Annotated in this window: 16 protein-coding genes; 3 read left to right on the forward strand and 13 right to left on the reverse strand. The window is 58.7% G+C overall.

Features of this window, described 5'->3' with window-relative positions; all coding sequences use genetic code 11:
- Positions 1 to 13 precede the first annotated feature (13 nt).
- A complete protein-coding gene (locus HH303_RS13365) occupies positions 14 to 544 on the reverse strand; it encodes a MarR family winged helix-turn-helix transcriptional regulator (RefSeq protein WP_169625875.1) in 531 nt (176 codons plus the stop codon).
- A 244-nt stretch (positions 545 to 788) separates the two neighbouring features.
- Here HH303_RS13365 and HH303_RS13370 point away from each other — a divergent pair, with 244 nt between their 5' ends.
- Positions 789 to 2,150, forward strand: a complete 1,362-nt coding sequence (locus HH303_RS13370) for an FAD-dependent oxidoreductase (protein WP_227421822.1) — start codon at positions 789 to 791, stop codon at positions 2,148 to 2,150.
- Between the two features lie 103 nt (positions 2,151 to 2,253).
- On the forward strand, positions 2,254 to 3,786 hold the full coding sequence (locus HH303_RS13375; protein WP_169625876.1) for an SIR2 family protein: 1,533 nt from the start codon (positions 2,254 to 2,256) through the stop codon (positions 3,784 to 3,786).
- A 143-nt stretch (positions 3,787 to 3,929) separates the two neighbouring features.
- On the opposite strand, the gene HH303_RS13380 is transcribed toward HH303_RS13375, so the two are convergent.
- The 7 genes from HH303_RS13380 to pcaD form a co-directional block, all read right to left on the reverse strand.
- Positions 3,930 to 6,098, reverse strand: a complete 2,169-nt coding sequence (locus HH303_RS13380; protein WP_169625877.1) for a methyl-accepting chemotaxis protein — start codon at positions 6,096 to 6,098, stop codon at positions 3,930 to 3,932.
- 246 nt (positions 6,099 to 6,344) lie between these two features.
- Positions 6,345 to 7,118: a CoA-transferase subunit beta gene (locus tag HH303_RS13385; protein ID WP_169625878.1), complete on the reverse strand. Its 774-nt coding sequence runs from the start codon at positions 7,116 to 7,118 to the stop codon at positions 6,345 to 6,347.
- A gap of 1 nt (position 7,119) precedes the next feature.
- Positions 7,120 to 7,962, reverse strand: coding sequence for a CoA transferase subunit A (locus HH303_RS13390; protein ID WP_169625879.1), 843 nt, complete (start codon positions 7,960 to 7,962; stop codon positions 7,120 to 7,122).
- A gap of 6 nt (positions 7,963 to 7,968) precedes the next feature.
- Positions 7,969 to 8,574 (reverse strand): protocatechuate 3,4-dioxygenase subunit alpha, encoded by a 606-nt coding sequence (pcaG, locus tag HH303_RS13395; protein ID WP_169625880.1) that lies wholly within the window; start codon positions 8,572 to 8,574, stop codon positions 7,969 to 7,971.
- A 3-nt stretch (positions 8,575 to 8,577) separates the two neighbouring features.
- Positions 8,578 to 9,285, reverse strand: a complete 708-nt coding sequence (pcaH, locus tag HH303_RS13400) for a protocatechuate 3,4-dioxygenase subunit beta (RefSeq protein WP_169625881.1) — start codon at positions 9,283 to 9,285, stop codon at positions 8,578 to 8,580.
- Positions 9,282 to 9,722 carry a 4-carboxymuconolactone decarboxylase gene (gene pcaC / locus HH303_RS13405; RefSeq protein WP_169625882.1) on the reverse strand — a complete coding sequence of 147 codons (441 nt, stop codon included), beginning with the start codon at positions 9,720 to 9,722 and terminating at the stop codon, positions 9,282 to 9,284. The genes pcaH and pcaC overlap by 4 nt, the downstream gene beginning before the upstream one ends.
- Positions 9,712 to 10,518, reverse strand: coding sequence for a 3-oxoadipate enol-lactonase (gene pcaD / locus HH303_RS13410; protein ID WP_169625883.1), 807 nt, complete (start codon positions 10,516 to 10,518; stop codon positions 9,712 to 9,714). Before pcaD ends, pcaC begins: the two co-directional genes overlap by 11 nt.
- Positions 10,519 to 10,628: 110 nt before the next feature.
- Here pcaD and pcaQ point away from each other — a divergent pair, with 110 nt between their 5' ends.
- Positions 10,629 to 11,540, forward strand: a complete 912-nt coding sequence (gene pcaQ, locus HH303_RS13415; RefSeq protein WP_169625884.1) for a pca operon transcription factor PcaQ — start codon at positions 10,629 to 10,631, stop codon at positions 11,538 to 11,540.
- Here pcaQ and HH303_RS13420 read toward each other — a convergent pair.
- From HH303_RS13420 to HH303_RS13440, 5 genes are all read right to left on the reverse strand, one after another.
- Positions 11,537 to 13,948, reverse strand: coding sequence for a PAS domain-containing sensor histidine kinase (locus HH303_RS13420; RefSeq protein ID WP_169625885.1), 2,412 nt, complete (start codon positions 13,946 to 13,948; stop codon positions 11,537 to 11,539). The two genes, pcaQ and HH303_RS13420, sit on opposite strands and share 4 nt — an antisense overlap.
- Positions 13,949 to 14,189: 241 nt before the next feature.
- Positions 14,190 to 15,908 carry a SulP family inorganic anion transporter gene (locus tag HH303_RS13425; RefSeq protein ID WP_169625886.1) on the reverse strand — a complete coding sequence of 573 codons (1,719 nt, stop codon included), beginning with the start codon at positions 15,906 to 15,908 and terminating at the stop codon, positions 14,190 to 14,192.
- 79 nt (positions 15,909 to 15,987) lie between these two features.
- On the reverse strand, positions 15,988 to 17,670 hold the full coding sequence (locus HH303_RS13430) for a bifunctional protein tyrosine phosphatase family protein/NAD(P)/FAD-dependent oxidoreductase (protein WP_169625887.1): 1,683 nt from the start codon (positions 17,668 to 17,670) through the stop codon (positions 15,988 to 15,990).
- An 86-nt stretch (positions 17,671 to 17,756) separates the two neighbouring features.
- Entirely contained in the window at positions 17,757 to 18,620 is an 864-nt protein-coding gene (locus HH303_RS13435) for an MBL fold metallo-hydrolase (protein WP_169625888.1), read from the reverse strand.
- A 31-nt stretch (positions 18,621 to 18,651) separates the two neighbouring features.
- Positions 18,652 to 18,840 carry a YgaP family membrane protein gene (locus HH303_RS13440; RefSeq protein ID WP_169625889.1) on the reverse strand — a complete coding sequence of 63 codons (189 nt, stop codon included), beginning with the start codon at positions 18,838 to 18,840 and terminating at the stop codon, positions 18,652 to 18,654.
- Positions 18,841 to 18,969: the final 129 nt, after the last annotated feature.

The following is an 18,969-nucleotide window of genomic DNA, read 5'->3' on the forward strand; positions in this document are numbered from 1 at the left end:
CTGCCTGTGGTTTTCAGGAGAGATCCTCGGCCTGGCCGTCGTCGAACATGGCCAGATCGAGGGTTTCGACATTGCGCAGCATCATGGAGACCTGACGGCGCAAGACGGATCGTTCCTGCGCCGTTAGTCCATGAACGATCCGCGCGGTATGGGCCAGCGTGACCGCGCGAACTTCGTCGTATTTCCGCTTGCCCGCCTCGGTCAGGGAAATCGACCGCACGCGACCGTCATTGGCCCCGACATGGCTTTGCAGCAGCCCGTCCAGTTCCATACGGCGCAGCATGCGGCTCAAGGTCGACTGTTCGATCATGGCATAGGCCGCCAATTCGTTTACCGTGGCTTCCGAATTGTGGTCCAGCACCGCCAGGACGCGCCAGTTCGATATGGACAGGCCATGGGCACGCAGATCCTTGTTGAGCAACTGGTTCATCCGGAAGGTGAGCCGGTTGATCTGATAGGGAATGATGGATTCAAGCAAAACCTGGGCGGATTCCATCCGTGTCAGGGAAACCTTGTCTTCTGCTTTCGGCGCTGTCTGCCGCATGGTGACCTATATCGACCTTTAATTGCAGGATTTACGCAGGGTAGAGCCGCGCCAAAGGCGTGACAAGACCGCATGCTTTGTGGCCGGAAAGGCGGCATGTGCCGACAATTTCAGGAGCATTTTCCGGGTTTCAATTCCGACGCAATTTTCGTAGTCCGCGTCGGGATTTCATCATACGGAAATTATGCTACGTGGCAGTATGGTGTGACGCGTTTCTCGGCGACTGGAAATTGGTGGAGGTATCATGGATTTTGTGACGGAACCGGCCCGTCGGGTCGACGTCGTGCATCGAACGGATGTGCTGGTGGTGGGGTCCGGACCGGGTGGGCTGGCGGCGGCGCTGGCGGCGGCACGCAGCGGCGTCGACGTTTGCCTTGTCGAACGGTTCGGCTGCTTCGGCGGCAACATCACCGTGGTCGGGGTCGAAGGTTTCGCATGGTACCGCCATGAACAGACGATTGAGGCGGGCGGCGTCGGCCGCGAATTCGAGGATCGGGCGAAGGCCATGGGCGCGGCGGTACCGGAAAGCCAGTCGCTGTCCTATGAAATCGACAGCGAGGGGTTCAAGCTGGTGGCCGACCACCTGGTTCAGGAGGCGGGCCTGCACCCGATGCTGCATCGCCAGTTCGTCGCACCGGTTATGGATGGCGACCGGATTACCGGCATCATTGTGGAATCGAAGGCGGGGCGGGAGGCGATCCTGGCCAAGGTCGTGATCGATGCGACCGGCGATGCCGATGTCGCCCATCGCGCCGGGGCCGCGACGCGCAAGACGCCGCCGGAAGAAATGCAGGCCGCCAGCGTCATGTTTCATCTGGCCGGGGTCGATAAGCAGGCCTTCATGCGCGACGTGCAGGAAAACCCGCAGACCTATAAGGATTGGTCGTCGGGCGAATGGTCGGTGGAAACGGACGGCAAGGAAGACGACATGTTTTCCCCCTTCCTGCGCAAACCGTTCGAAAAGGCGATTGCCGATGGGCTGATCCCCGCGCAGTTGAACACAATCGCCGGAACGTGGGGCGCGCTGCATGAAACGGGTGAACTGACCTATATGAACCTTGTCCATCTGGCGGCGGTGGACGGCACCGATCCGGACAGCATGACACGCGGGGAGATCGAAGGGCGCCGTCAGGCCATGCTGGCGATTGAGGCGCTGCGCCGTTACATGCCGGGCTGCAAGAATGTGCGGCTTCGGAATTTCGGCATGACCATCGGTATCCGCGACACGCGCAAGATCGACGCCGCCTACAACATGACCGAAACCGATGTGCGTCAGCAGGCGCGGTTCGACGATTCCATCGGCATCTATCCGGAATTCATCGACGGCTACGGCGTGCTCATCATCCCGACGACGGGGCGGTATATGCATATCCCCTATCGCTGCATGCTGCCCAAGGGGGTGAAGGGGATGCTGGTCACCGGCCGGGCCATCGGCGGGGACAAGATCGCTCATGCGGCGACCCGGAACATGGCGTGCTGCGCCGTCGCGGGCCAGGGCGCGGGCGTCGCCGCCGCGCTGGCCGTGCGGGATGGCAAGGAATTGGATGCCGTGGATATCGCGGCGGTTCAGGCGGAATTGAAACGCCAGGACGTGCGCATTCACTGACACCTATGTTGATGGCAACAAATCTCGTGACTTTACACGGGGGAAGGGCAGCGTAAAATACACGGATCAAGTGTGCGCAACCTCAAATAAGGCAGGATAGATAGTGGGCGGATTAAAAGAGTTATGTCAGGAGGATCGCGACGAGTTGATTTCCGCCGTTTATGGCAGGCGTTACTTCTTTTGGATTGGATCAGGGTTTTCGTCGAACTTCGGATATCCATCCTGGGGGGCGGTGCTTAAAAACACCAAGAAGAACATCGGATATGATGGCCAACTTCCGGACAACTATCTATATGCTGCCGAAATCTTGCATTCTTATTTCGAAAGTACTGAGCAAGGAGACGAAATTGCCTTCAACCAAGCCATCATCAACGCGCTAGACGAATCTTATGAAGAGGAAGTAGATCCAAAATGGGTTCACTTGTTCAAAAAGTTCGCATCGGGAACGGTGGTTACGACGAACTGGGATGACGTTCTCGAGAAGGTATTTGACTTCCTGACTTCAGTCGTCGTTCGTGGTGACAAAAAACTAAAAATATCTGACGATAAGAATATTTTAAAAATTCATGGGGACCGAAAAAAGCCGGAAAGTATTGTTGTGACACAGAGTCAGTATACGAAATTTCAAAGGGAGGACACATATCTAAAAAGTAAAATATTTACAATGTTTGCCGAAAAAGTTCCTATATTTCTTGGGTACAGCTTGGCTGATCCAAATGTTTATTACATTTATGATGAGGTTGTTTCCCATATGGGTAATGACCGACCGCCAGCATTTATGGTGGTCCATCCTGATAAAGACCCCGAAAAAGACAAAGAAAAGTTCGAACAATTTCAGCACTTGTTTGCGAAGAAAAATATTTGTTTGATTAAAGCAGATATAGGAACCTTTCTCAAAGAACTCGATAGTTATCGTGAGAAATTTGCCAATCGTGTGGAAGCATACGATGAAGACTATGCCAGCGTTATGGATCGCCTAAATCCGTTAATTGAACAAGCCGTCGCCGGCGACCTTGCAAAGAAAACGGATATTTTGGAATTCGCTAGCGACGAAGCTAGAAGGATTGCCATCAAGGCATTGGTCAGGCTTATCGATAATCCGGAAATATTTAAGAAAAAAGGTGGAACTCTAAACAATCCTGGCGGAACGATATCCGATAAGCAGGCGCATAGTCTTTTTCAATCTATAATAAAAATTGGGAATAAAATTGAGGGCGAATCTGTTGATTCTAAAGATAGAAAAATTATAGGACGTGTTATATACGATACTTGCGTGAACAATCCTTTCCTCTGGGATTTTAATAGAGCGGAAATACCTTTTACAGACTTGATGTCATTTCATATTCATGAAACGGATGAGTACTATGAAAAGCGTTTGGACTTGATAAAAGAACTTCTCGATTTTGGTGGCAAGAAGCCAATTCTAGGTAAGTGTTGGGCTATCTACGACGAATTTAGCAAACGAATTGATTGGCTTAGACCAAACGAAGTATCAGGTTTAATAGATAGAGTTGAAGCCGATTTCGATGATGGTGACGGCTACATCGAGAGTAGTAAGTGGTGGCTCAAGAAGTTGATGGGTTCCGGGACGCTAACTAAGTTACAGAGCGGAAAGGTTAAGAAAATTCTTAGTTAGAACTAGTTTTGCAGAGAAATTGTAATTTAAAAATATTGCTATTTTCTAGCTTGTAGAGTCTGAGGCGAATTTCGTACAAGAGACGCCTTCAGGAGAAAAAAGGGCGCCGGAAATCAGCGCCCTTTTTCGGTGCGCTTTGCGGATCAGGAATGTTCCCGGCGATCCACGCGAACGGGTTTCAATTCGTGACGGCGGTCGACTTCCTTGGTGGAATTGCGGACCACTTTGGTCACCGTGGTTTTAAGCCCTTCGACCTGACCGGACACGGAAACCGAAATTTCCCGCACCTTGTTCGACAGGTCGCCGACATTGTCTGCCTCGCGGGCGACATCCACCACGCGGGTCGTGACCTCCCGGGAACCGGCTGCGGATTCCTGAACGTTACGGGCGATTTCGTTGGTGGCGGCGTTCTGTTCTTCCACGGCTGCGGCGATGGATTGGCTGCCGTCGTTCATTTCCTGAATGATGCCGATGATGCGGTTGATGGCTTCCACCGATTGACTGGTGCTGCTCTGGATTTCGCCGATCTGGTCGCTGATCTGGTTGGTTGCCTGGGCTGTCTGGCTGGCCAGGGATTTCACCTCGTTGGCGACGACGGCAAAGCCCTTCCCGGCCTCGCCCGCCCGTGCGGCCTCAATCGTGGCGTTGAGCGCCAACAGGTTGGTTTGGCCCGCGATGTCGGAAATCAGATCCACGACCTGCCCTATCTTGCCTGCCGCTTCCGACAGGCCGTTCACGACTGCGCGGGTGGAATTCGCTTCGGTCGAGGCCTGTTCCGCCGTTTTCGTCGCGCTGGTTACCTGATTGGCGATTTCGCTGATCGATGCGGACAGTTCTTCCGCCGCACCGGCGACGGCTTCGGCATTGGCCAGGGCTTCTTCTGCCGCCGCGGACACGGCGGAGGAGTCGGACTGCATGCGCCGCACCGCATCCTGCATATTGTCCGCCATGGCCTTCAACTCGTCGGCGCTGCGCGCCACGTTGTCAACGGCATTGGTGGCTTCTTTCTCCACTGTGTCGGCCATGCTGCGCAGGGATTTTTCCTGCTGCCGGCGCGCGGCTTCTTCCTTGTCCTTGATCTGTGCCTGAAGTTCGGCGTTTTCATTGGCGCGCTGTTTGAAGATCGTCATGGCCTGGGCCATGTCGCCGATTTCGTCGTTGCGGCTTTCGTGATGTACCTCGGCATCCAGATGACCCTCGGCCAGCTCTCGCATGCCGCCCGACAATTCGACCAACGGCCTAGAAATTTGGCGGCCCAGGACAATTCCGACGATTAGGAAAACCGCACTAACAATTACCGTCGCAATGATCAGGACGTGGAAGGTTTGGTTAAGCCCCGCATCCGCTTCGGCTTCATCCAAAATGGCGACAAGGGCATAATCGACGCCCAGCAGCGGCAAGGGTTGGTAGGCTTCGATCTTGTCTCCAACCGTCTCTACACCGGTTTCTCCGGCCAAAGCCGCGGTCACACCATGATTGTCGATGGTGCGTTTCAGAATTTCACCTTCGGTAAAACGGGTGTCGTTGCGCGCGAGTTTATCGCCGCCGACGAGGATCGCCTCGCCCGTTTTACCAAGTCCGGCGGGGTGGCTCATAATGTCGTTGAACCGGTCAATCGGCATTTGCATCGCAACGACGCCGATTGTCTTGCCGTTTTCTACGATAGGCGCCGAAACGAAGCTGGCGGGCGCATCATTGGACGGTGCGTAGGGGCGGAAGTCGAAGTAAGATACCTGTGTCGGATCGGATGACGAGATTGCCGCCCTGAATGCGTTGCCCAGATCGGTATCTTTCCACTGACCTGTTTGCAGGTTGGTGGCGTAGTCCAACTCCTTAAATACGGTGTAGACGAGGTTCCCTTTCGGATCGAACAGGAAGATGTCGTAGTAGCCACCTTCGATCAGGAAACTGCGGAAGGTCCGGTGGAAATTGGCATGTGCTACTGAATAGGAAGACCCGTCATCGGCGTCATATAGTTTGTCCTTTTCGCCGATCGCATTTGGATTGTCCGTAATATAAAGCGACTGCAATTTTTTGGTGGGGTCGTCGCCCAGTTCGCCCCATGCGGCGGAAAACGCCTTAAAGGCCCGCGTTGTTTCCGGTGCGCTTGCCAGGAATCTCAGGTCGCTCTGAATCCCCGCCATATATCCTTCGATCTGGGACCCGCGAGAGTCCAGAACGGCGGCCAATTCATGGTGGACGGCTTTGTTTAAAGCGTTTGTTGTCGTCACCAGACTGGAAACACCCAGTGCGACGGCAGCAACCACGGAGGGCAGCACGATGAACAGCGGAATTTTCAGGGAGAGACGCATATCGGTTCCTTATGAACAGCACATTCTGCATCGGTGCGCACGACCGTTGCGGAAACTCCGCTATCCCCACCCGTAAGGGGAGAATAAGGTTTGTTCCGGTAGTGCACAAAGCGATTTATGACAGAAGGGCTTTTAAGAAACGTTAATGTGCGGCCCTATCCCCAAAAGCGGGTAATTTTATCGTGAATGCAGACGGCCCGCCTGATGGGCAGGCGGGCCGTTCGTAAAGAAGATTGCCGTTCCGCGTTATGCTGTCTTCCCGCCATGAGCCGCGGCGGTGCGGGCCTTCAGGTCGCGCAGGACCGTCAGTTCTTCTTCCGTCGGCGGCGGCGTCTCGGCCACGCTGTCCGCATATTTGATTTCCCAGCCCACGGTCTCCGCCATCTGCGCGCGGGTCACGCCGGGATGAAGGGAAGTCACGGTGAATTCCTTGGTCACCGGATCCGGTTCCCAGATCGCCAGATCGGTCATCAGGCGGCTGGGGCCCTTCGTCTTGATGCCCATGCGTTCTCGTTCGTCGCCGCCCTTGCCGAAGCCGAAGGAGGTGACGAAATCGATCTTGTCGACCATGCCGCGCGGCGTCTGTTTCAGGGTGATGAAGATTTCACCGCAGGAAACCGCGATTTCCGGCGCGCCGCCGCCGCCCGGCAGGCGGACCTTGGGCGAGTCGTAATCGCCGACGATGGTCGTGTTGATATTGCCGAACTTGTCCAACTGCGCGGCGCCCAGGAAACCGATGGTGATCCGCCCGCCTTGCAGCCAGTAACGGAACATCTCCGGCACCGAAACGGTGGTCAGGGCGGTTTCGCACAATTCCCCATCGCCGATGGACAGCGGCAGGACATTGGGCTTCGTATTGATCGTGCCGCTTTCGTAGATCAGCGTGATATCCGGCGCATGGGTCAGCCGCGCCAGATTGCAGGCCGCCGACGGCGCGCCGATGCCGACGAAGCAGACATCGGAGTTCTTGAGCGCACGGGCCGCCGCGACGGTCATCATTTCATCGGGTTTATAATCCATCTTACAGACCCTCCACGCGGGACGCGAAAATCTCCGGCCCGACCTTCAGGACGTTTTCTTCCATCCAGGCAAGGAAGGCATCGCGGTCCGCCGCGATCGGGTCCCAGTCGATATAGTATTTGTTGTCGCGCGGATAATAACCCTGGGCATAGCTGGGATGCGCTCCGCCTGTTACCTGGGCGATGCTGGTCACCGTCCAATGCGGCAGGACGCAGGCATTGGGATGCGGGTTCAGGTCGTCGACGATTTCCTCCACCGTCACGATGGACCGCTTGCTGGCCAGGATGCATTCCTTCTGCACACCGACGATGCCTTCGATCAGAACGTTGCCCTGACGGTCCGCCTTTTGCGCGTGGATGACGCCGACATCCGGATTCATGGCCGGGACCGCCGCCAGTTCCTCGCCCGTGAAGGGGCAGGTGACGGATTTGATGTTCGGGTTCACCCGTTTCAGCTCCGCGCCCAGATAACCTCGGAAGATGGCGCAGGGCAGTCCCGCCGCCCCGGCCTCATAGGCATTGGCCATGGCGGCGTGGGAATGTTCCTCGATCTCGATCTTGTGCGGCCAGCCGTTTTCCACGGAATCGCGCAGACGGCGCAGCAATCCCACGCCCGGATTTCCGGCGAAGGAGAAGATCAGTTTCCGCGCGCAGCCCATGCCGATCAACTGGTCGTAGATCAGGTCGGGCGTCATGCGGACAAGCGTCAGGTCGCGGCGTTTCTGCCGGATCGTTTCATGCGCCGCCGCATGCGGGATCAGATGCGTGAAGCCTTCATAGGCCACGGTGTCGCCGTCGCGGATATTCTCCGCAACGGCGTCGTGAAGGGATTGGAACTTGGCCATGTTACCTCAAACGTCGAAAAACACGGTTTCCTTGTCGCCCTGCATGCGGATATCGAACCGATAGACCGTGCCGGACGGGGTTTCTTCCCGTTGAGCGATCAGCGTATCCCGGCGGTCGGCCGGAACGGCGCTCAGGACCGGGTCCTTCGCATTCGCGTCGCGTTCATCGGAAAAATACAAACGGGTATAGGCGTGTAGCAGCATCCCGCGCATGAAGACCAGGACCGCGATATGCGGCGCGTGGCCGTCTTCCACCGCACCCGGCTTGATCGTGTCGAACCGGAACCGGTTCATCGGATCCGGGCCGGTGCCGCAACGGCCGAAACCCTGGAACGGGCTGTTGCTGCCGCGCGGATCGGACGGATGGGCGTATCGGCCTTCCGCGTCCGCCTGCCAGATTTCGATCATGGCATCGTCGACGGGCTTGCCGGCGCCGTCCAGGACCTGACCGATGACGGTGATGCGTTCGCCCGGCGTGTCTTCTTCCGGCGTTGCCGGGGCGACAAGACTGTCCAATTGGGAATAGCCATATTGGGTCGGTGTCAGCCCATAGGCGAAATACGGACCGACGGTTTGCGACGGGGTCTGTTTCAGCATGTTGTTTCCGGCCATGGATCAGTCCTCCATCGGCGTGGCATTGGGGCCGCGCAGCACGATATCGAATACATAACCCAGGGCGTATCCTTCCTCGGTCACGTCCAGGGAGAATTTGGAAATCAGGCGTTCCAGCGGTTCGCCCGGCGTCGCCTGCGCGATCGGGTCCAACGGAATCAGCGGATCGCCCGGGAAATACATCTGGGTGACCAGACGGCTGGCAATCCCCGCGCCGAACAGCGAGAAATGGATGTGATTGGGACGCCACGCATTGAAGTGATTGCCCCAGGGATAGGCGCCGGGCTTGATCGTCTTGAAGCGATAAACGCCGTTTTCATCCGTCGCACAGCGGCCCGCGCCATAGAAATTCGGGTCCAGCGGGGCATCGTGCTGGTCGACCTTATGGACATAGCGGCCGGTGGAATTCGCCTGCCAGACTTCGACCAGACTGTTGCGGACCGGGCGGCCCATTTCGTCCAGCACGCGGCCGGTCACGATAATGCGTTCGCCCAGCGGTTCGCCGTTGACCCGACCGTTGCGCGTCAGATCCGCGTCCAGATCGGTCGCGCGCGCCGGGGTGAAGACCGGCCCGGTGACTTCGGTCAGGGTCGTCGGAATTTTCACCAGCGGCTGCGTCGGCCCGCGCAGGGTCGTCGATTTGTATCCGCTGTCGATATAGTTGGGCTGGCTGTCCCAGTCCCGCGACGTGAATGGGGTGATGTCGTTCATTTGCTTTCCTCCTGTTTCGCCCCGGTACTCTCCACGCCATCCGTGCCCGCTTCCGCCATTTCGGCGAGGACGGTCTTCGCCGTCTTCAGGGCTGAATTCGCCGCCGGAACCCCGGCGTACACCGCGACATGCATCAAGGCCTCGCGGATATCGGACGGGGTCGCGCCGGTATTGCGCGTCGCCCGGATATGCATTGCCAATTCCTCGTCATGGCCCAGCGCCGCCAACAGCGCGATCGTAATCATGCTGCGTTCACGGTGGGTCAGGTCGGGCCGGGACCAGACGGAGCCCCAGGCCCCTTCGGTGATGAAGGTCTGGAAGGGCTGGTCGAATTCCGTCGCGGCGGCGCTGGCCCGGTCGACATGGGCATTGCCCAGGACCTTGCGGCGCACCATCATGCCGTCGGTATAGCGGGGGGAGGGCGATCTAGCATCCATGGCCGATCTCCTTCAGAAAAGATGTGAGTTCGGATACCGTCCGATCCGGTGCCTCGACGCAGGGCAGATGCGCGACGCCGTCGATTTCGACGAAGCGCGCATTGGCGATCAGGTCGGCCATTTCGCGAACCAGCGGCGGCGGGGTCGATCCGTCGCGCGATCCGGCGATGCACAGGGTCGGCAGCGTCAGTGTCGACGTCGTGGCGGTCATATCCTCCATCTTGATCGCGCGGCAGACGGCGGCATAGCCGACCGCATCGGTGCGGGTCAGCATGGCACGCCATCCGGCGAGATCGACGGGACGGGATTTGCGGAATTCTTCGGACAGCCAGCGTTCCATCACGGCATCGGCGATCGGTTCGATACCGCCGTTCAGCACGGCGTCGATCCGCGCCTGCCAGACATCGTCGGTGCCGATCTTGTGACCGGTATTGCTCAGCACCAGACCTTTCACCAGATCGGGGCGCTGGGCCGCGAGTTTTTGGGCAATCATGCCGCCGACTGAAAGACCGGCGAATACCGCATTTTTAATCCCCAGCGCATCCATCAGGCCCGCAGCGTCGTCCGCCAGGTCGCCGATGGTCAATTCGTCCAGAGGACCGCTGGACAAGCCGTGTCCGCGCTTGTCCATCAGAAGAATGCGGTGGGTTCCCGCGAATGCATCCGCAACCGCGCGCCACACCCGGAAATCGGTTCCCAGGGAGTTCGAAAACACCAGGGCGGGGCCATCAGCCTTTCCGGTATCGCAATAATGCAGAACGCTGGATCCGACGGATCGGAACGCGGGATAGCTCACGGTAATCCTCCCTGATTTTCGTTGTCGGGATAGTTTCAGAAACGAACGGTTATGTGAAATGATATTTTGTCGGTTATATATAACCAAATGCTATGGATAAGAGGGCGGGTATGCGTATTCGATACAGGCATCTTCACACCTTCTCCCGCGTCTCCCGGATCGGGTCGATTTTGCGTGCGGCGGAGGATTTGGGCGTCACCCAACCGGCGGTGTCCAAGACCTTGCGGGAATTGGAGGAGGAACTGGGCGCGTCGTTGCTGCAACGGTCCCGGCGCGGTGTGTCGCTGACGCCCTATGGCGAGATATTCCTGGGCTATGCGGAGGCGAGCCTGGGCGCGTTGCGGCAGGGTGTGGATTCGGTTAGCCGCGCCCGGCGGGAAGGGGATGGACTGGTGCGCCTGGGAATCCTGCCGACCGTGTCCGGGGATTTGATCCCGCGTGCCGTCCGCGCCTTCAAGGAAACCGGGCATCTGGATCGGGTGCGGGTGACGACCGGCGAAAATACCGTGCTGATCGATCAATTGCGGCAAGGCGATCTGGATGTGGTCGTGGGACGTCTCGGCGATCCGGGACAGATGGTCGGCCTGACCTTCGAACACCTTTATTCGGAACGGGTCGTCTTTACCGTGCGCAAGGACCATCCGTTGGCGGCCGGAAGGGATTTTTCGTTGGCCGCGATCTCCGATTATACGGTTCTGTTCCCGCCGGATACGGCGGTCATCCGACCCTGGGTGGATCGATTGCTCGTAACCCATCAGGTGGCACGCCCTGTCGATGTGGTGGAAACGGTTTCGACCGCCTTCGGCAAGGCTTACACCCTGGCCAACGACGCGGTCTGGATTATCTCGCACGGGGTGGTGGCCCAGGATGTCGCCGCGGGTGATCTGGTCATCCTACCGGTCGATACGAACGAAACGGTTGGTCCGGTGGGGATCACGTTGCGGGTATCCGACCCGCCGTCCGCCGCCGTGTCCCAGATGATTGCCGTCATCCGCGAGGCGGCGGAAACGCAAACGACTTAAACGGCTTCCGTCGTGACTGCGGCGCGCGGCCCTTCCGCGGTCGGTACGGGCAGCATCACGTGCACCGTCGTACCGACCCCGACCTCGCTTTCGATCCGCAAAGAACCTTGCATCCGTTCCGATAGGCGTTTGGAAATCGCCAGTCCCAATCCGGTGCCGGGGGCGGAGGCGGTCATCGGATCTTCGGCGCGGCTGAACGGTTTCGCCAGGGTCGGGATGACGTCCGCCGGAATGCCGGGGCCGTTGTCGGTGATGGAAAAGCGCACGAAACCGGGTCCGGCGTCACCGACGTCAATATGCACCTGCCCATCGCCATCCGGGGAAAACTTGACCGCGTTTGACATCAGGTTCAGCAGGATTTGCTTGATCGCCCGGTTGTCGGCGACCACGCTGCCGACATCCGGCGATACGTAATGGGAAACCGAAATACGGCGCGCTTTCGCGGTGATATCGACTGTTTCGGCAACGTCTTTGACGACCGGTTGAACCTCGACCGCCTCCAGTTTCAAGGTGAATTTGCCCGCCTCGATCTTTGACAGATCCAACAGGTCGTCGATCAGCGAATGCAGCAACTGGCCGCTGCGATGGATCGCGTCGTAATACTCGAAAATCGCCTCTTCCGACTTCCCCCGGGCCATGCCGGATTTCAGCACGTCCGAAAACCCGATAATGGCGTTCAACGGCGTTCGCAGCTCATGGCTGACCATGGCCAGGAATCGGGTCTTGGACGCGTTCGCTTGCTCCACTTCCTGGATTCGGATGATCAGCTCGTCGGTCAGCTTTTCCACATTCTGGCGTTGGGTTTCGACCACGGTCATGTCGCGAAGGATGGCAACGATGCGCGTGCCTTCCGTATCCGTGGTACGCGACAAGGTCACCATGACGGGGAAAGTGCTGCCGTCCTTGCGACGGCCTTGGACGGTTCGCCAATCCGCCATGCCGTAGGGTTCCGACCCGTCCCGGCGCGTGAACGCCGCCACATTTTGCGTATGCGCTTCCCGGTGCTTGTCGGGAACCAGGGCTTCGATACGGTGGCCGATGATTTCGTCGGCAGACCATTGGAACAGCTTTTCGGCGGCGGGGTTGAAGCTCAGAATTATCCCGTCGGACGACACGGAAACGATACCGTCCGGGGCCGCCTTGATGATGGAGTCCAATTGCACGGAAACCGTCGTCAGTTCCGCATTCGCCCGCTTCAGGTCGGAAATGTCGATATGCACGCCGAACAGGCGGTCGGGTTTCCCCTGATCGTTGTGGTGGTCGGCGGCCCGACCGACCATTCTGATCCAGACCCAATGCCCCTTCTTGTGCCGCATCCGGATTTCGCAATTGTATCGATTGATCCGTCCGTCCAGAACATCTTGTTCCAATGCGTTGACGATTGGCAGATCGTCCGGATGTACCAAACTATCCCAGGTTTCCAGCGTGACAGGGGTCAATTCCGCCACCGTATAGCCCAGCAGCTTCGCCCATTCGGTGTTGATCGTCGTCAGGCCGCTTTCCAGGTCGGCGGACCAAATACCGATCCGCGCGCCTTCGATCACAAGATCCAAACGGTCTTTCTGTTCCGTGATGGTCTGGGCCTGCTGCCATTCCCGAGTCACATCCCGGATCGCACAGACGATATGACGGTTCAGCCCGGCCATGGGGGCAAGGCTGAGCGACAGAACAAGGTCGCGCCCGTCCGGAGAAGTGTATCTTATGGGAATATTGCGTTCCGCGACCCGTGTCTCCAACACCCTTCGGATCGGGGAATTTTTGCGCGTGAACGGCTTTCCCGACAAATCACGGCCCCGTACCGATCGATCGAACACCGACACTTCGCGAAACTCTTTGTCGGACACGCCCAGCAGGGATAGGGCTGCTTGATTGGAATAGATGACATGTCCTTGGGGCCCCAGCACGCAAATCGCCTCGGCCCCCGCGCTCAGAATATCGTCGGGGAACTGGGACCCCTTCAATCGTTGCAGCAGCGGGTAGAGTCCCAGGTCGACGGCGATGACACCGACAACACTGACGAATGCCGCGCCGGTCCAAGTAGGATTCGCATTGCTTTCCGACAGAACGACAAGGCCGATCAGGAAGGGCGCAGCCGCAGCGACGGTGACGATGGCAAAGCATCCCGGCGTGTCGGCCAGGGTGCCGTTGGAAAAGTGTCGCCTGAAAACATACCAGCCGGCGCCGCTGGACAATATCGAGGACAGCAGGAAAGCAGCGGAAATGTTGGGAGATAGGCCAAGAAGGACAACCCCCAGACAAACGATCAGCGGCGGCACACCGACATAGGCGCCGCCGACCATGAAGGACAGGCCCGCGATTGCCGGGGCCAGAGCGTAAAGGGGGAAGGATACCCATAGAGTGGATGCAAGGCACAGAACCGCGAAACCGGCATTTGCAGCGCCGGCCATAATTCTTCTGAACCGCCTCAGCCTGTTCGGTATCGTCGTGACCAAGGCGATGCCAGCAACGTATAACGCAACAAACTGAACCAAGTTCCAGATATCCTGGAGGTTCTCCATACAACCATCCGCAACGACTATCCCGATCGGAATGCGCGGGCGGGCTGCTTAATTCTCTCCGCTCTCACATCACTCCGAATGTCAGTGTTGCAAATAATGGTTAACAAAGCATGAGTGATCGGACGCGATACTACTCGCGATATTGGCTTTGCCTGAGTGTGTTGAATGCGTCCTGTTGGCTCAGGAATACCTTGCCGGTCAGGTCGTGCAGGAAGTGGGTGTCTTTTAGCTTGTCCATGACAGGTCCCTTCACTTCCGACAGATGGAAGAAAATCCCGGCGGTCTTCAACCGCTCGACCAGGGCTTCCAGGCTTTCCAGGGCGCTGGCGTCGATTGCGTTCACGGCGGAACACATCAGCACGACATGTTTGATCTTGGTATCCGCGACCGCCATGTCGTACAGCTTTTCTTCCAGCCAACGGGCATTGGCGAAATAAAGGCTTTCGTCCACACGCACACTCAAGACGTTGTCCAGGGTCGTGACCTGGTGCCGCTTGATGTTCCGAAAGTGCTCCGTTCCCGGTACTTGGCCGACGACGGCCATATGCGGGCGGGCGGACCGGACCAGGAACAGGATGAGCGACAGCGATACGCCCAGGATGATCCCGGCTTCCACGCCGACGCCCAGAACGGCGACGATCGTGGCGGCCATGGCGATGAAGTCGGACTTGGAATAGGCCCAGATCCGCTTCAACGCGCCGAGGTCGACCAGCGACAGCACGGCGACGATAATCGTTGCCGCCAGGGTTGCCTTTGGCAGATTCTGGAACAGGGGCGTCAGGAACAGCGCGGTGAAACCGATCCCGACAGCGGTCAGAACCCCGGCCAGCGGCGTGCGTGCCCCGGCATCGAAGTTCACGACCGATCGGGCGAAGCCGCCGGTCACGGGGTAACCGCCGCCGAAGGCCGCCGCGATATTGGCCGCGCCGAGGCCGAGCAGCTCCCGGTCGGCGGACACGCGTTCACGGCGCTTCGCGGCCAGGGTTTGGGCGACGGACACGGATTCCACGAATCCGACGATGGAAATCAGAATGGCGGAGGGCAGCAGATCGAGCCACAAATCCAGATCGACCGGCGGCATTGTCAGCGGCGGGATGCCTTGCGGAATGTCCCCGACGATCTTGACCCCATCCTGATCCAACCCGAACCCGTCGACCAGCAGGATCGTCACGATCACGGCGGCGACCGGTCCCGCCTTGGCAATGGAATCGGCCAACAGCGGACCCAACCCCATCTTGCGTAGCAGCGGTTTCAACTTCTTTCGGACCCAGAAAAGGAAGGCGGTGGCACCGATCCCGATCAGCAGCGTTGGCAGGTTCGTCTGGTCGATCCCGGCGACCAGCGACCCTACGATTTCGGGCATGGTATGACCCGACGCGCTAATTCCCAGAATGTGTTTCATCTGGCTGGCCGCGATCAGCAGGCCCGACGCCGTGATGAAGCCGGAAATCACGGGGTGGCTGAGGAGACTGGCGAGGAAGCCCAATCGCAGTAACCCCAGAACGATCAGGAACAGACCGGACAGGAAGGCAAGGGCGATGGCCGCGGCGGCATATTCCGGCGATCCCGTGGCTGCGAACTCGCCGACGGCGGCGGCGGTCATCAGGGACACGACGGCGACCGGGCCGACCGCCAGGGCGTTGGACGATCCGAACAGCGCGTAACCGACAAGGGGCAGCATGCTTGCATACAGGCCGACTTCGGGCGGCAACCCCGCCAACAATGCATAGGCGAGGCTTTGCGGGATCAGCATGATCGTGACGATCACGGCGGCCAGCAGGTCGCCCTGGAATGCTTCACGGTCGTAGCGGCGTAACCAGCCGGTACAGGGCAGGATTTTTTCGAGCATCTGACTATCCAACGATTGGCTACGCGAATAAGGGGGGAGCGCCCACGGAACAGTGTCCGCGGACGCTCCGAAGGGGACCTCAGTTAACGATTTCCGGCTTTACGACTTTCGGCTCGACCAGCCATTCGCGGCCGCGCAGCATGCCTTTCCAATACAACGGCGGCAGCAGTTTTTCCTTCAACAGCCACGCGAAGCGGCTGGGCTTTCTGCCGTCGTTCAGCCAATTCGGGAAGCTGGGCAGCAGCTTGCCGCCATAGCCGAATTCGGCCAGAACGATTTTGCCGCGTTCGACCGTCAGCGGGCAGGACCCGTAACCGTCGTAATGCGCGACACCGGCCCCCCGGCCCATATCGGCGAGGACGTTATTCGCGACGATCGGGGCCTGCTTGCGGGCCGCCGCCGCGGTTTTGGCGTTGGGGGCGTTCATGACGTCGCCCAGGCTCCAGACATTTTCGAAACTCTTGTGCCGCAGTGTATTCTGGTCGACATCGACCCATCCGGCCTCGTCCGCCAGGGGGCTGACACGAATGAAATCCGGTGCACGTTGCGGCGGGCAGACATGGATCATGTCGAAACCGCGTTCGACGATCTTCACCGTGCCGTCTTCCGTCTTCGTTTGGAAGAACGCCTTTTTCGCCGGGCCGTCGATACCGACCAGATTGTGATTGAACTGCAAGTCGGCGTCGTATTTTTCGACATATTTCATCAGGGCGGGGACATAGTCCTTAACCCCGAATAGAACCGCGCCCGCATTGTAAAAGGATATGTCGATATTCGGCAGGGCCCCGGTGCGGTACCAATGGTCCGCCGATAGATACATGGCCTTTTGCGGCGCCCCGGCGCATTTGATCGGCATCGGCGGCTGGGTGAACAGTGCGGTGCCTTCTTTCATGCCGCGCACCAGTTCCCAGGTATAGGGCGCGAGGTCGAAACGGTAGTTCGACGTCACGCCGTTCTTGCCCAGCGTATCGACGAGACCGTCCACCGCATGCCAGTCCAGTTTCAGGCCCGGACAGACGATCAGGCGCTTGTATTCGATCTGACGGCAGCCTTCCAACAGCACGCGATTGTTCGTCGGTTCGAAGGCGGCGACCGCCGTTTTCAGCCAATGGACGCCTTGCGGCAGGACCGAAGACAGTGTCCGGACGGTTTCGTCGGCCTGGAACACGCCGCCGCCGACCAAGGTCCAGCCCGGCTGGTAGTAGTGGATATCCGCTGGGTCGATGATGGCGATTTCCAGATCCGGCGCGCGGGTCATCAGGGATGCCGCGACGGCGATCCCGGCAGAGCCGGCGCCGACGATCACGATGTCGAACGTGCCGTCCGTCGCATCGGACGGGGTGCGCCCGTCATTCAGGATGCGGCGGGCGACGCCGGACATGTCGTAACCGGCGGCCTTTGTCCGGGTTAGGATATCGTGCAGCGGAACACGCCCGGCGCGGCTGAGGGACCACAGCGTCGCGGACCGCGTACCGCTGCGGCAATAGGCCAGGACGGGCTTCGGTGCGGATTCCAGAATTTCCCGAAATTTCTCCGCGTCTTCGTCCTGTACCTTGCCGCTGACGACGGGTTGGTAATATGCCTGCATACCGGCCTTTTCCGCCGCTTCGCTGATTTCCTTGAAGCTGGGCTGATCGTTGCCTTCGCCGTCCGGTCGATTGCAGATGACGGTGCGGAAACCGGCCTTGGCAATATCGGCTATTTCCGCGACGGTGATTTGCGGGGCGACGCTGATCTGCCCGTCGATCTTCCTGATATCCATGAACCCTTCCTCCCGATTATTCGAACAGGTTGTTTTCTTTGTTGAGGGGCGATCCGATCGCCGGTCGCGCCTTACCCGGTCTCGCCTTACAGGGCGTCGACCGGGATCTTGAGGTATCGCGTGCCGTTGGCTTCCGGCGGCGGCAATTCACCGGCCCGCATATTCACCTGCACGGACGGTAGGATCAGCACGGGCATGTCCAATTGTTTGTCGCGTTCCGTGCGCATCTTGACGAAATCGTCTTCGCTGATGCCGTCACGCACGTGGATGTTTTCCGCTTTTTCCGCCGCGACGGTGGTCTCCCAAATATACTCCCGCCCGTTGGGGGCATAGTCGTGGCACAGGAAGATTCGCGTTTCCGGCGGCAGGGCCAAAATCTTCTGGATCGACTTGTACAGGACGCGCGCGTCTCCGCCCGGGAAGTCGCACCGTGCCGTTCCGAAATCGGGCATGAACAATGTGTCGCCGACAAAGGCCGCATCCCCGATGACATAGGTGGAACAGGCGGGCGTATGTCCCGGCGTGTGGATGACAGTGGCATCGATACTGCCCAGTTTGAAACTGGCCGCGTCGTCCAATAGTAGATCGAATTGGCGACCGTCGGTTGCGAAGTCCTCTTCGGCATTGAAGATGCGCTTGAACACGCCTTGGACGATATCGATCCGGGCGCCGATGGCGATTTTCCCGCCCAGCTTTTCCTTTAGATAGGGGGCGGCGCTTAAATGGTCGGCATGGACATGGGTTTCCAGAATCCATTCGACGGTCAGGCCCTTGTCTTTGACGAAGGCAATGACTTCATCCGCCGATCGCGTGGCGGTGCGGCCGGATTTTGGATCGTAATCCTTGACCGAATCCACGATCGCCGCCGCCTTGGTTTCCGGGTCCATCACGACATGCGTCGCCGTGAACGTGTCCTTGTCGAAAAAGGTCTTTACCTCGGGCTTCCTCATTTCAATCTCCTTCGTTGTCCGGGAAGGACGCTTATTCTTTTTTCGCGGTGCGGATGCCGAACAGGCTGTAGGCAGGGCAATAGCCGATAAGGGCGGTGCCGAGCGGCACCAATCCGATGAGGCCCCAAAGAGTCTTGGGTCCGACGAATATCAACGACAGCAGGACCAGTCCGACGACGATGCGCAGTACGCGATCAATACCACCAACATTGCGAGTCATAGCGATCTCCGTGATAGGGTTGCCGGGCGTTGCTGGCTTGGCCGACCGACCGACATATGTTTCATCTTTCGGTAGGGTACGCTTGCTCGCCAACACCGTCTGTGACTAAGTCACATTCAATGAATATTA

The sequence above is a fragment of the Pacificispira spongiicola genome, from assembly GCF_012926505.1.
GTDB lineage: Bacteria > Pseudomonadota > Alphaproteobacteria > UBA8366 > Aestuariispiraceae > Pacificispira > Pacificispira spongiicola.

Coding starts and splice junctions, on each gene's coding strand:
- HH303_RS13390 (WP_169625879.1), bottom strand. CDS start 7,962: ATGGCCAAGTTCCAATCCCTTCACGACGCCGTTGCGGAGAATATCCGC.
- HH303_RS13435 (WP_169625888.1), bottom strand. CDS start 18,620: ATGAGGAAGCCCGAGGTAAAGACCTTTTTCGACAAGGACACGTTCACG.
- HH303_RS13420 (WP_169625885.1), bottom strand. CDS start 13,948: ATGGCCGGCGCTGCAAATGCCGGTTTCGCGGTTCTGTGCCTTGCATCC.
- pcaG (WP_169625880.1), bottom strand. CDS start 8,574: ATGGCCGGAAACAACATGCTGAAACAGACCCCGTCGCAAACCGTCGGT.
- HH303_RS13370 (WP_227421822.1), top strand. CDS start 789: ATGGATTTTGTGACGGAACCGGCCCGTCGGGTCGACGTCGTGCATCGA.
- HH303_RS13430 (WP_169625887.1), bottom strand. CDS start 17,670: ATGGATATCAGGAAGATCGACGGGCAGATCAGCGTCGCCCCGCAAATC.
- pcaC (WP_169625882.1), bottom strand. CDS start 9,722: ATGGATGCTAGATCGCCCTCCCCCCGCTATACCGACGGCATGATGGTG.
- pcaH (WP_169625881.1), bottom strand. CDS start 9,285: ATGAACGACATCACCCCATTCACGTCGCGGGACTGGGACAGCCAGCCC.
- pcaQ (WP_169625884.1), top strand. CDS start 10,629: ATGCGTATTCGATACAGGCATCTTCACACCTTCTCCCGCGTCTCCCGG.
- HH303_RS13365 (WP_169625875.1), bottom strand. CDS start 544: ATGCGGCAGACAGCGCCGAAAGCAGAAGACAAGGTTTCCCTGACACGG.
- HH303_RS13425 (WP_169625886.1), bottom strand. CDS start 15,908: ATGCTCGAAAAAATCCTGCCCTGTACCGGCTGGTTACGCCGCTACGAC.
- HH303_RS13385 (WP_169625878.1), bottom strand. CDS start 7,118: ATGGATTATAAACCCGATGAAATGATGACCGTCGCGGCGGCCCGTGCG.
- HH303_RS13440 (WP_169625889.1), bottom strand. CDS start 18,840: ATGACTCGCAATGTTGGTGGTATTGATCGCGTACTGCGCATCGTCGTC.
- HH303_RS13380 (WP_169625877.1), bottom strand. CDS start 6,098: ATGCGTCTCTCCCTGAAAATTCCGCTGTTCATCGTGCTGCCCTCCGTG.